At 43.4% G+C, this 13,379-nt stretch carries 7 protein-coding genes and 2 rRNA genes; 6 read left to right on the top strand and 3 right to left on the bottom strand.

From position 1 onward, the window contains the following. Positions 1 to 4: 4 nt before the first annotated feature. From BWX39_RS03005 to BWX39_RS02980, 6 genes are all read left to right on the top strand, one after another. On the top strand, positions 5 to 1,438 hold the full coding sequence (locus BWX39_RS03005) for a peptidylprolyl isomerase (protein WP_028906111.1): 1,434 nt from the start codon (positions 5 to 7) through the stop codon (positions 1,436 to 1,438). Then, positions 1,435 to 3,378, top strand: coding sequence for an OstA-like protein (locus tag BWX39_RS03000; protein WP_028906110.1), 1,944 nt, complete (start codon positions 1,435 to 1,437; stop codon positions 3,376 to 3,378). Before BWX39_RS03005 ends, BWX39_RS03000 begins: the two co-directional genes overlap by 4 nt. A gap of 15 nt (positions 3,379 to 3,393) precedes the next feature. Next, the gene (locus BWX39_RS02995) at positions 3,394 to 3,666 is read left to right on the top strand and encodes a hypothetical protein (protein ID WP_028906109.1); all 273 of its coding nucleotides are present in this window, start codon (positions 3,394 to 3,396) and stop codon (positions 3,664 to 3,666) included. Positions 3,667 to 3,679: 13 nt separating this feature from the next. Further along, on the top strand, positions 3,680 to 5,527 hold the full coding sequence (mutL, locus tag BWX39_RS02990; RefSeq protein WP_028906108.1) for a DNA mismatch repair endonuclease MutL: 1,848 nt from the start codon (positions 3,680 to 3,682) through the stop codon (positions 5,525 to 5,527). A gap of 169 nt (positions 5,528 to 5,696) precedes the next feature. After that, positions 5,697 to 6,857, top strand: coding sequence for an OmpA family protein (locus BWX39_RS02985; protein WP_028906107.1), 1,161 nt, complete (start codon positions 5,697 to 5,699; stop codon positions 6,855 to 6,857). A gap of 218 nt (positions 6,858 to 7,075) precedes the next feature. Next, a complete protein-coding gene (locus BWX39_RS02980) occupies positions 7,076 to 7,750 on the top strand; it encodes a DUF6630 family protein (protein WP_028906106.1) in 675 nt (224 codons plus the stop codon). Positions 7,751 to 8,197: 447 nt separating this feature from the next. Here the strand turns inward: BWX39_RS02980 and BWX39_RS02975 are convergent, their stop codons facing one another. The 3 genes from BWX39_RS02975 to BWX39_RS02965 all read right to left on the bottom strand — a co-directional run bounded on the left by BWX39_RS02975 (position 8,198) and on the right by BWX39_RS02965 (position 13,374). Further along, entirely contained in the window at positions 8,198 to 9,883 is a 1,686-nt protein-coding gene (locus BWX39_RS02975) for a SulP family inorganic anion transporter (RefSeq protein ID WP_028906105.1), read from the bottom strand. Between the two features lie 359 nt (positions 9,884 to 10,242). Then, a 5S ribosomal RNA gene (gene rrf, locus BWX39_RS02970) occupies positions 10,243 to 10,355 on the bottom strand. A 110-nt stretch (positions 10,356 to 10,465) separates the two neighbouring features. Further along, positions 10,466 to 13,374 (bottom strand): 23S ribosomal RNA (locus tag BWX39_RS02965). Between the last annotated feature and the right edge of the window lie 5 nt (positions 13,375 to 13,379).

The following is a 13,379-nucleotide window of genomic DNA, read 5'->3' as shown; positions in this document are numbered from 1 at the left end:
TTTTATGAATATAAGAAAATATTGTGTAGCATCTATTCTTGCTGGCACTGCCATTACAATGATGGGCTTGCCAGCTGGATTGCTATCTACTGCTCAGTTTGTACCGAAAAACGACTCAACAGAAGTCGAGGCTGCCAACCCCGAAAGTGTTGTCGATGAGGTGCTATGGGTAGTGGGCGATGAGCCTATTCTTAAGTCTGACGTCGAAATTATGCGTTTGCAAAGCGAAGCTGAAGGCGTAAAATGGAAGAAAAATCCTAATTGTGAGATTCTCGAACAGATTGCTGTACAAAAGCTTTTCTTGACTCAGGCTGCATTAGACAGTATTGTTGTAACCGAATCGGAAATAGCACAAGGCGTAGAACAGCAAATCAACGCTTGGATTGCAATTCCTCAGATAGGTTCAAAAGAGAAGTTGGAAGAGTATCAACACAAGAGTATTGCACAGATACGACAAGATTTGCACGACGATTTCAAGAATCGTCAATTGGTACAGAAGATGCAAGAGAAACTCGTAGGCGAAGTAAAGGTATCGCCAGCAGAAGTGCGCGAATACTTTAAAAAACTTCCTACGGACAGCATACCTATGATTCCAACCAATGTTGAAGTACAAATTCTAACGCAAACTCCAAGGATAGAGGCAGAAGAAGTAAGTAGAATAAAAGATCAACTCCGCAATTATACGGAACGCGTAACGAATGGAGAAACTTCTTTTGAGACATTGGCACGTCTTTATTCTGAAGACCCAGGCTCTGCACGTAAAGGTGGCGAGTTGGGATATATGGGGCGTGGTATGCTCGACCCTGCATTTGCAGCTGCAGCATTCAACTTAACCGACCCTAAGAAGATTTCAAAGGTAGTGGAAAGCGACTTCGGTTACCATATCATACAGTTGATAGACCGTCGTGGCGATAAAATAAATTGCCGTCACATCTTGTTGAAACCGAGAGTATCAGATGCAGCATTAGAGGCTGCAACCAATCGTTTGGATTCTATTTCCAATGATATTAAAGCAGGAAAGTTCACTTTCGATGAAGCTACTGCTTTCATTTCAGACGACAAGGATACGAGAAACAATCACGGACTTATGATAAATGCTACTGGAATGGCACGTACTTCTCACTTTGCAATGAAAGACCTGCCTTCCGAAATAGCCCGTGTTGTAGAAACAATGAAGGTTGGCGATATATCAGCACCTTTCAAAATGATAGATGCAAGAGGCAAAGAAGTTTGTGCTATCATTAAATTGAAGAGCAGAGTAGACGAACATCGTGCCACAATTACTGAAGACTTACAACCCATGAAGGATATTGTTATTGCGAAAAAGCGTCAGGACATTATCCACAAATGGATTGAAAAGAAGGTAAAAGAAACTTATGTTAAGATGGCACCAGAGTATCGAGACTGTGATTTCGAATATGAAGGTTGGATTAGATGAGGCGAAATAACAAAGGAATAACGAACTTATACGGGCATAGAATCTTCAATTACTTGATTCTATGCCTGTTTGGACTAAGCGTGTCGCTCTCTGTTTCTGCACAAAAAGATAAGCAGAAGCAGGGAGCTAAGGTGTATATTGACCACGCAGACATCTTGCGTTACAACCAAATGGAGATGCCTAACGTGCAAATAGCAAAGGGAAACGTTAAGTTTCGATATAAGGACATGACCTTGTTGTGCGATAGTGCTTATCTTAACGAACAGCAAAGTACGTTTCAAGCACTTGGGAATGTAGACTTAAAACGCAAAGACGGCACACATATCACCTGCCAGCGAGCTTATTACGATGGTTATTTGCAAACCTTAAGAGCACGCGAAAGGGTTGTTGTGCGCCAACCACTTAAGTCGCTGAAGTGCGATAGTCTGGATTACAATATGGTTTCAAATGTAGCCAATTACTTCGGTGGACGTGGCACATTGACCTATGGCAACAGCGTGGTAGTGGCTGACCAAGGCGATTACAACACCAACACACACGATGCAAACTTCTATGGCAATGTTGTAATACACACACCGAAGTATGATATCAATACTCCTACGGCGCGCGGAAATACCGATACGGGCTTGATGAACGTATTGGGGAAATCGGTTATTCGTACTAAACGAGGCGAGGTTGTGCATACGAACGATGGAACATACAACAGCAAAACCGATTATATGCAGCTGAATGGCTATTCTACAATTAAATCGCCACAGCGTGATATCGAAGGAAACAATATAATTTACAACAGTACAACAGGCGATGCAGAAGGCCATGGCAACGTAAAGATAAACGATAAGGTAAACAAACGCACCATAATGGGCGAAGATGTTACTTATAATAGCAAGACTGGACATACCCAAGGACATGGCAAAGTTAAGATAATCGACCACAAAGAGCAACGCACCATAACTGGAGAAGACGTTATTTACAATGCAAATACTGGACACAGCGAAGGACATGGCAACGTAAAGATTGTAGACGACCTAAAGAAACGCACCATAACGGGCGACCACCTATTATATAATAGCAAGACGCACGTTGGCGAAGGCAAAGGTAATGTAGACTATATAGATTATAAAAGTAAGCACGCATTTAAGGGTGATTATGTTCATTACACCGATACGGCAGCCATTGCATACGGTGGGACCCCTGGTCCTGTTGCCAAAGACTTCTCGGAAAGTAACGATACATTGTTTATTCACGCAGATACCATTAGCATGAAAGCCTTTAATATTGATACGCCACAAGCATATCGTAAGATTTTTGGTGTAGATAATGTGCGTGCCTATCGTACCGATATACAAGCCGTATGTGGCTTTTTCATTGCCAACACGAAAGATTCTTGCTTGGTAATGTACCAAGAGCCTATCGTTTGGAGTGATAACAGACAATTGTTAGGTGACTCTATTAAAGTGTTTATGAACGATTCTACTATTCGCGAGGCACATATTTTAGGCAATGCGCTATCAATAGAAGAACTTAACGACAAGGAACATTACAACCAAATAGCATCGAAAACAATGCATGCACAGTTTGTTGAAGGCAAAATAAGGACAGCACAAGCCATTAGCAACGTGGTAACGATATACTATCCAATAGAAGAAAGAGACAGTTCGCTTATAGGTTTGAACTATTTGGAAACCGATACGATGCGTATCTATATGTCTCCCCAACGACAGTTAGAGAAGATTTGGACAAACAAGTTCACATCTACCTTGTACCCTATCACTCAAATTCCACCCGATAAAACATTGCTTCCAAACTTTCATTGGTACGAAGCCGTAAGACCCAAAGACAAGTACGACATATTTAGAAAGGTGGCACGAAAAGACGATACAGATATTCGCCCAAGCGAAGTGGCTACGCCACCACGCCAACAGATTGCTAACCAATAATAGTTTTTCGCTTTTATGATATTCTTTAATTTACCAAAGCCACGACGATTTCATCACGAATATATCTACGTCGATGAACGAAAAGAACGTCTGAACAAACTAAAAGAGCAGGTAAAGTTAGAGGGTGAAGGCGAAAAGGAAATGGGAGCAAACGATAGAAAAATTAGTTTCGATTTCCATAGTGAGCGAAATACTCGTCAAAAGGCAAACAACCGCTTTATGACAATAGTGGGAATTGCAGCAGTTTTAACTATTCTGGCAGTTCTATTGATAGTTTATGTTATGTAAGAAAGAGAGAAAAATGAGCGATATAATACAACTTTTACCAGACAGTGTGGCAAACCAAATTGCTGCAGGAGAGGTTATACAGCGTCCAGCTTCCGTAGTAAAAGAATTGGTAGAGAACGCTGTTGATGCTGGTGCAAAGACAATAAACGTTCTGATAGTCGATGCTGGGCGTACGTCAATACAAGTTATTGATGATGGGAAAGGTATGTCGGAAACCGATGCGCGCCTTTCTTTCGAACGCCACGCCACATCTAAAATACGGAAAGCCGACGACCTTTTTGCTTTAACTACAATGGGGTTTCGTGGCGAAGCATTAGCTTCTATTGCTGCGGTAGCCCAGATAGAACTAAAAACACGCCAAGAAAAAGACGATATAGGTACTTCGCTCTCTATTTCTGGCAGCAAGTTCATTGGGCAAGAACCTTGCGTTTGTCCCGTAGGTAGCAACTTCAAAGTAGAAAATCTCTTCTTTAATGTGCCTGCACGACGCAAGTTCCTAAAGTCGAACACAACAGAACTGAACAATATCATCTCTGCTTTCGAACGCATCGTATTGGTATATCCTAACATTACTTTTACGCTACACTCCAACGGAGTTGAAATATTTTCGCTGAAAGCGTGTAGCTTACGCCAACGAGTAGTTGAAGTTTTTGGTAAGCGACTCAATCAAAACCTACTTCCAGTAGAAGTGGAAACAACACTTTGTCGCATTTATGGTTTTGTTGGCAAGCCCGAATCAGCAAAGAAGAAAGGTGCATTGCAATATTTCTTTGTGAACGACCGCTATATGAAACACCCCTACTTCAATAAAGCAGTAGCCAATGCTTTCGAACGTTTGGTGCCTTTTGGCGAACAGGTACCTTACTTCCTGTACTTTGAAGTGCCCGCAGAGAATATAGATGTAAATATACATCCCACCAAAACAGAGATAAAGTTTGAGAACGAACAAGCTATTTGGCAAATTCTTATGGCTGCAGTAAAAGAAGCATTGGGCAGGTTCAACGATATACCAGCTATTGATTTTGATACAGAAGGTAAGCCTAACATTCCTGTTTTCAATCCTTCAGCAAACGTAAGTGCGCCTACCGTAAACTTCAATCCAAGTTACAACCCATTCAAAGAAACTAAGAGCAGCAAGTCTTCTGCTGCATCGCAAACACAATGGGAAGAACTTTATAAGGGGTTAAATGAAGACTTTTCAACAGATACAGAGAATGTATTATCTGCTCCGAACCAATCTGACGAACAGTCAATCTTCACTTCCAACGAAGTTGGTAAAGCGAGCGTTGCTGAAGAGCGTTCGCCCGCTCATTATCAATATAAAGGTTGCTACATTATGACTGCTGTAAAGTCGGGACTAATGATTATCGACCAACATCGCGCGCACGTACGTATATTATACGAACAGTATCTGAAACAACTGAAAGAACATACTTCCCACACGCAGAAGATGCTTTTTCCAGAAATGGTAAACCTGCCTACAAGTAACGAAGCTACATTACAAAAGGTACTTTCAGAAATGCAAACAATGGGGTTTGAACTGAGCAATATGGGCGGTGGAAGCTATGCTGTGAATGGCGTGCCTGCTGGTATCGAGGGCTTAAACATATCAGTCCTTGTTGGCGATATGGTAGCATCAACTCTTGAAGATGGCAGTTCTGTGAACGAAGAAATAGACAAAGCGTTAGCTTTAAGCCTTGCACGAAATGCTGCCATACCGCATGGGCAGGTCTTAGGAAACGAGGAAATGGAGAATTTAATAAACGAGCTGTTTGCTTGCAATAATGTAAACTATACCCCAACTGGCAAGACGATATTGACAATATTAAAGCAACTTGACATTGAAAAGATGCTGGAATAAGGAGAGAATATCCCCTTTTATTAAAAATATTTCCTAAAAAAAGCACTTTTTTTGTTAGAAATGATGCTTATATAAAAAATTATGCTTACTTTTGCCACATAATTCGATAAGTTCTAACTTACTAATTACAAGATAAACGATAATTTGATTGTATAATAAAATAAAAGTTATGAAAAAATTTTTAATGGTATTAGCATTTGCTAGCGTATCAATGGCTGGCTTTGCTCAAGAAGAAGTGCCTACAAAAAAGCATAGTGTTGCCACCAATTCATTTTGGAGCAATTGGTTTGTTCAGGTAGGTGCAGATTGGAATGCATGGTATTCTGGTCAGGAACATGGTGCTCACTTGGACAGAAGTCCTATCAAGGATTTCCGCAGCAACCCAGGTGCAGCAGTAGCTATTGGTAAATGGTTCACTCCAGGTCTTGGTCTTCGTATCAAGGCACAAGGTATTTGGGGTAAGCGCGTAGGAGCTAATGATTCGCCAACTTCACAAGTAGACAATGACAACAAGTATTGGATTACACAAGGTCAGGCTATGTTCAACCTTAGCAATATGCTCTGCGGTTACAACGAAAAGCGCGTTTGGAATGTTATTCCTTTTGTTGGTGCTGGTGTTGGTCGTTCTATGAGCGAGAACTATTATGCTACAGGTATTAGCGCAGGTATTCAGTCTTCTTGGCGTGTAAGCAAAGTTGTACGCATCTATGCCGAAGCTGGTTGGAATCGCTACGAAGGCGACCTTGATGGTTACGACCAAGGGTACGGCAATCGTGGTTGGGACTCACACGACAACAACCTCTATGCTGAATTGGGTCTTCAGTTCAACCTCGGCAAGTCTGGTTGGGAAAAGACTCCAGACCTCGATGCTATCAATGCACAACATCAAGCTGCTCTCGATGCTTTGAATTCACGTCTCCGCGATGCTGAAGCTGAAAATGCTCGTCTCCGCGAAGCACTTGCAAACCAGAAGCCAGTTGAGACTATAAGCGAATCTGTTAAGGAATTGATTTCTACTCCTATCTCAGTATTCTTCAACATCGACAAGACAAACATCGCTTCTCAGAAGGACCTCGTAAACGTACGTGCTCTTGCTAAGTATGCTGTTGAGAACAACAACAACCTCCTCGTTACAGGTTATGCTGATAGCGCAACAGGTACTCCACAGCGCAACCAATGGTTGTCTGAAGAACGTGCTAAGACTTTGGCAGGCGAACTTGTTAAGATGGGTGTTCAATCTAACAAGATTACTCAAGTTGGTAAGGGTGGTGTAGAAACATTGACACCAATCTCTTTCAACCGTCGTGCAACTGTTCAGGTTACAGACTAATAAAGAGTTTTATAAGACTTAAAATACAAAGAGGTCGTGTCTATTTGGCACGACCTCTTTTTGTTTAAGACAAATAAAAATACCTTCGTAGTTTTTTTGTCTTTTAATCAAGCAGGATTCTTCTTGAAGAAATATAGCTCTTTATTCCCATTCAGGTATCATCAAAGAACTGAAACCGATAAGGAGATAAAATAAAAAACATAACTAATCCGAAGAATATGAAAGAGAAACTATCCAATGGTTGCATCAGTATTGCTATCACTGTAATTCCTTTCGCGATGCTGTGGGGAGCCATCAGTATGTTCAAGCATGGTGAATATATCAAGGGCAGCATCTGTGTGTTTGGAGCCTTGCTATTCGGTATCCCAATATTCATAGGTTGGTTTTCGAAGTCAAATAGTATAAAAGAGGATAAACCTTCTGTACCAAGACTGCCACTTCCTGCTACGAAAGAAGAATTAATAAAATTAGCAAAGCATATTACAGGGGAGGACAAAGAGATAATGAAGGTCGTTCTTCGGAGTTTAGAGAATCCCAAGACTTTCTGTCAGATGGAAATAAAAGCTGTTCCAGAACAATTATACGATTATCAAGACTTGTTATTCGATTGGTATGAAGAAGAAGATAACGATACAAATCTACGAAGTATAGTTATGCTCTTTGCGATTGGCAACGCCAACTTCATTGCTGGATTCGACTGGAAAGACGATTTGGAGACATTCCTATGGAAAATGCGAGGCCTGAGATGCCTGCAACAGCATAATCTTCCCATTGATGATGCTTCTTTAGCAGCCGATGGCGACATTTCCCAATGGTGCCTTCTGCTTAACGAGCAGTGGAAACCTCTCGGCTTTCAGTCACTGATTAGCTTTGAATCTGTTTTATTTCCTTAACTCTTATCTCCAGTATTTCCAAAGACTTGCCATACGATACCTCGCTGTTACTATGCTGATAGGATATGAACTTGGGGGCTGTACCCACAGCAAAAAATCGCATTGAACATCGGAAGAACTTCAATGCGATTTTAAAGTTTACAAGAACTCTGCGAAGAATAACCCAAGTATCAGCATAGGCATCAGTTACTTTTATTCCGTTCTATAATGCATTTTCTCTACAAATATTTTATTTACTAAATTACTTACACGTAAATAAATATTTTTCTACACGTAAGTAAATATTTCTTTACGTGTAAATAAATTATTATTTACTCGTAAAGAAATTTAGAAACAAGAGAAATCCTTAGTTTTACAATAAAATAATGCGGGATTGCCTATAAATAAGCAATCCCGCAGATATTATATGATACCAAAGTTTTATCTAACAACATAATACGACAAATATTATTTCGTTGCAGTCAATACGATTTGTTGTGCACGTTCCAGTGCTAAATTGATATGGCTACAAATGTTCTCACGACCTAAAAGTTCGTCGAATTTGGCTTTCAACAATACGTTTTCTACATTCGGGAGGACACCCGACAGTACAATTGGTATGCCTTGTTTACGCGATTGTTCGCACATTACAGCAAGATTATGAAGTCCCGTAGAATCAATGAACGGCACTTTACGCATACGAATAATACGGACTTTCGACTTATCACCCATAGTAGACATAAGTTCCTCGAAACGGTTGCCAAGTCCAAAGAAATAAGGACCATAGATTTCGTACACTTCCACACCATCGGGAATGGTAAGATACTTCTTATCCAACAGCACATCGGTATCATCGTTCAAATTAATCTTATCGGTGATAAGACGCACGTCTGTTATTTCCGCTACACGACGCATCAGTAGCAAACAAGCAATAAGCAAGCCTACTTGGATAGCAACCGTAAGGTCGAATACCACAGTAAGGAGGAAGGTAACAAGCAAAATAACAATATCCGACTTAGGTGTTTTAAGCAAAGCTGCAAAAGTTCTCCAACCGCTCATATTGTAAGCCACTACAACCAATACACCCGCCAAACACGACATTGGTATATATTGCGCCAAAGGTATCATAAACAAGAAGATTAGCAAAAGCACGATAGCGTGAACAACACCTGCAAGAGGCGATTTACCGCCGTTGTTTATATTGGTCATTGTACGTGCAATAGCACCCGTAGCAGGTATTCCGCCAAACAATGGTACAAGCATATTGGCAAGTCCCTGCCCTATCAGTTCAGAATTAGAATCGTGCCGTTCACCTGTTACACCATCAGCAACAGTGGCAGAGAGCAACGACTCAATAGCTCCAAGCAAGGCAATTGTGAGCGCAGGAGCTACCAAACCTTTCATAATTTCAAAGTTGATAGTTGGCAAAGACAGTTCGGGCAATTTATTGCTAATAGTAAAGCGGTCGCCAATGGTTTCTATAGAGCACACCCCACAATATTGCTGCAATATCCAAGCTGCCAAAGTCATGACAACAATTGCAACTAACGAACCCGGAATTTTCTTTGAAAAACGCTTTGTGTTCGTAATAATAACTATGCTTAAAAAACCAACCGCAGTGCTCCACCAATTGATGGTACTTAACGATTGACCGTATGTTACCCATTTACTCAAGAAGTCTGAAGGCATATTGGTTACCGTCAAACCAAACAAATCTTTCACTTGAGTAGTAAAAATAGTAAGGGCAATACCTGCCGTAAAACCTACTACAATAGGATAAGGAATGTATTTTATGATGGTTCCCAACTTCAGAAAACCAAGTAAAATAAGAAATAAACCAGCCATAATGGTGGCTACCATAAGTCCATCGAAGCCATAGTCTTGAATAATGCCATAAACAATAACGATGAAAGCACCAGTAGGACCACCGATTTGCACTTTACTGCCACCAAAAACAGAAATAATGAATCCTGCAATTACGGCTGTTATAATACCTTTTTCTGGAGAAACGCCCGATGCTATTGCAAAAGCAATGGCTAAAGGTAATGCAACAATGCCAACAATGATACCTGCCATTGCGTCAGCACTTAAACTCTCTTTGCTGTATTCTCTCAAAGATGTCCAAAATACGGGAGCGTATCCAAATAGCTTCATTTCTCTTAAACTTATTTAGAATAATGTTATAACTGCAAAGTTAGCAAAAATATACCACATAGCAAAGTAATAGTTCGCCTGTCGCAAATACAAGTAAGTTCTTATCCTAACACTACAATGGAAGGAATTGTTTCATCACCACTCTCCACCAATTCTATCTCATTTTTACTACAAAAAACTGGTAGGATTTGAGGCTTCTTTCAATCCTGATAGTTGTATAAGAGTCATCTCGAAGAAAGGAACTCTCCTTATTCCTATATTTAAAGAAAGGTATAACCTTTCCTTATACCAGCTTTCACTAAACCCATACAAACGCAAGAAGCCCCGACCACTCATCGCAGTCGGGGCTTCAATACAAAAAAAGGCAGCTACCTACTCTCCCACATTGCATTGCAGTACCATCGGCGCAATCGGGCTTAACTTCTCTGTTCGGAATGGGAAGAGGTGGAACCCCGACGCAATAACCACCTGATAAAAACCATCAGTGTGCTCCTCAGCACACAGTAAGGGTGACCATGCCACAAGCAAGGATATGTAAAACAAGCCATACAAGACACGCGTACAGCAAAAAGAATAAACACCGGAATGAAAGCTTCGGGCAATTAGTAGTGCTCGGCTTTGACATCGCTGTCTTTACACCTGCACCCTATCAACGTCATCGTCTGTGACGACCCTAATGAGGAGTTCTAATCTTGCGGAAGGCTTCGCACTTAGATGCTTTCAGCGCTTATCCATACCAGACTCAGATACCCAGCGGTGCACCTGGCGGCACAACTGGCAAACCGGAGGTCTGTCCACCACGGTCCTCTCGTACTAGTGGCGGAACCACGCAAAACTCCAACGCCCACGATAGATAGAGACCGAACTGTCTCACGACGTTCTGAACCCAGCTCGCGTGCCACTTTAATGGGCGAACAGCCCAACCCTTGGGACCTTCTCCAGCCCCAGGATGTGACGAGCCGACATCGAGGTGCCAAACCACCCCGTCGATATGAGCTCTTGGGGGGGATCAGCCTGTTATCCCCGGAGTACCTTTTATCCTTTGAGCGATGCAGTTTCCATACACTTGCACCGGATCACTATGCCCCAGTTTCCTGCCTGCTCGGCATGTCTGCCTCCCAGTCAAGCGCCCTTATGCCATTACACTCTGTGAGGTCGGTTACCAATCGACCCGAGGGCACCTTTGGAAGCCTCCGTTACGCTTTTGGAGGCGACCACCCCAGTCAAACTACCCACCAAGCAATGTCCGCGCAACAAGCGCGTTAGACCTCAGACAGCCAAAGGGCCGTATTTCAAGGATGGCTCCACGCACACTGGCGTGCGCGCCTCAAAGCCTCCGGCCTATCCTACACATCGGATGACCAAGGTCAATGCTAAGCTGTAGTAAAGGTTCACGGGGTCTTTTCGTCCCATCGCGGGTAATCGGCATCTTCACCGATACTACAATTTCACTGAGATCATGATTGAGACAGCGTCCGGATCATTACACCATTCGTGCAGGTCGGAACTTACCCGACAAGGAATTTCGCTACCTTAGGACCGTTATAGTTACGGCCGCCGTTTACTGGGGCTTCAATTCAAGCCTTCGACAAAAGTCTGAGCTCTCCTCTTAACCTTCCAGCACCGGGCAGGTGTCAGGCTGTATACATCATCTCTCGAGTTGGCACAGCCCTGTGTTTTTGTTAAACAGTTGCCTGGACCTATTCTCTGCGCCTCGTAAAAAACGAGGACCCCTTATCCCGAAGTTACGGGGTCAGTTTGCCTAGTTCCTTAACCATGAATCTCTCAACGCCTTAGTATGTTCTACCCGACTACGTGTGTCCGTTTGCGGTACGGGTTGCCCAAACATTGAGCTTAGCGGATTTTCTTGGAAGTATGATTACCTGTGCTATCGGTTCGCCCCGAGGGGAAAACCGTACTATCGACCATCAGCTCAGGGTGTGGATTTGCCTGCACCCATCATAGCCTAAAGCCTTCAACGCCCATATCCGTAAGGGCGCGACAGTGTCACTGCTCCGTCTCCACATCGCTGAATGGGCAAGTCACGGAATATTGACCGTGTCTGCCATCGCCATCGCCGTTCGGCTGAGACTTAGGACCCGACTAACCCCGGGATGATTGGCATCGCCCGGGAAACCTTAGTCTTACGGCGAGGGGGAATCTTACCCCCTTTATCGTTACTTATACCTACATTTGCTTTTCCATACGCTCCAGGATCAATCACCATCACCATTCAACGCATATGGAATGCTCCCCTACCGATACTTTTAATATACATTGCTATCCCGCGCCTTCGGTATCTGACTTCATACCCGATTATTATCCACGCCCGGACCCTCGACTAGTGAGCTGTTACGCACTCTTTGAATGAATGGCTGCTTCCAAGCCAACATCCTAGCTGTCACCGGGACCAGACTTCGTTAGACTAACTTAGACAGAATTTGGGGACCTTAGACGACGGTCAGGATTCTTCTCCTCTCGGGGACGGACCTTAGCACCCGCCCCCTTACTGCACGACTACCATCCGTGAGCATTCGGAGTTCGTCAGGTCTCGATAGGCGGTGAAGCCCTCTTGACCTATCGGTCGCTCTACCTCTCACGGAGAACATCGCACGCGGCACCTAAATGCCTTTCGGGGAGTACGAGCTATCTCCAAGTTTGATTGGCCTTTCACTCCTACACTCAACTCATCGGGAAGCTTTTCAACGCTTATCCGTGCGGTCCTCCATTCCGTGTTACCGGAACTTCAACCTGGTCAAGTGTAGATCACTTGGTTTCGCGTCTACCCCACCCAACTGAACGCCCTGTTCAGGCTCGCTTTCACTGCGGATACGGGGCTGAACCCCTTAACCTCGCTGGGCATGGTAACTCGTAGGTTCATTATGCAAAAGGCACGCCGTCACATACAAAATATGCTCCGACCGCTTGTAGGCGTATGGTTTCAGGAACTATTTCACTCTCCTAATAGGAGTGCTTTTCACCTTTCCCTCACGGTACTAACTTCACTATCGGTCTCACGGGAGTATTTAGCCTTACCGGATGGGCCCGGCAGATTCACGCAGAATTACTCGTGTTCCGCGCTACTCAGGATGACACTACGCCTCGTCATGCTTCGGATACGGGACTGTCACCCGCTACGGTCGTTCTTTCCAGAACGTTCTCCTCACAATCAGAGTACGACAACGTGGTCCTACAACCCCCACGGCGCATTGCCACGTCGTGGGTTTGGGCTGTTCCCCGTTCGCTCGCCACTACTGGGGGAATCATTAAGTTATTTTCTTTTCCTGCAGGTACTAAGATGTTTCAGTTCCCTGCGTTAGCCTCCTGAACGAAAATCAGGATAGCACTCCTTCAGAGTGCTGGGTTGTCCCATTCGGAAATCCCCGGATCAAAGGTCATTTGCACCTACCCGGAGCTTATCGCAGCTTATCACGTCCTTCATCGCCTCCGTGAGCCTAGGCATCCGCCATACGCCCTTAGTTACTTTCTATTCGCC

This window comes from Prevotella intermedia ATCC 25611 = DSM 20706 (assembly GCF_001953955.1).
GTDB lineage: Bacteria > Bacteroidota > Bacteroidia > Bacteroidales > Bacteroidaceae > Prevotella > Prevotella intermedia.
Note: the sequence above shows the minus strand (reverse complement) of the source record. Positions and strands in the feature narration are given on the sequence as shown.

Bases quoted from the DNA above. Each gene is read 5' to 3' on its own strand.
- BWX39_RS02985 (WP_028906107.1), top strand. From the start codon at position 5,697: ATGAAAAAATTTTTAATGGTATTAGCATTTGCTAGCGTATCAATGGCT.
- BWX39_RS02980 (WP_028906106.1), top strand. From the start codon at position 7,076: ATGAAAGAGAAACTATCCAATGGTTGCATCAGTATTGCTATCACTGTA.
- BWX39_RS03000 (WP_028906110.1), top strand. From the start codon at position 1,435: ATGAGGCGAAATAACAAAGGAATAACGAACTTATACGGGCATAGAATC.
- BWX39_RS03005 (WP_028906111.1), top strand. From the start codon at position 5: ATGAATATAAGAAAATATTGTGTAGCATCTATTCTTGCTGGCACTGCC.
- mutL (WP_028906108.1), top strand. From the start codon at position 3,680: ATGAGCGATATAATACAACTTTTACCAGACAGTGTGGCAAACCAAATT.
- BWX39_RS02975 (WP_028906105.1), bottom strand. From the start codon at position 9,883: ATGAAGCTATTTGGATACGCTCCCGTATTTTGGACATCTTTGAGAGAA.
- BWX39_RS02995 (WP_028906109.1), top strand. From the start codon at position 3,394: ATGATATTCTTTAATTTACCAAAGCCACGACGATTTCATCACGAATAT.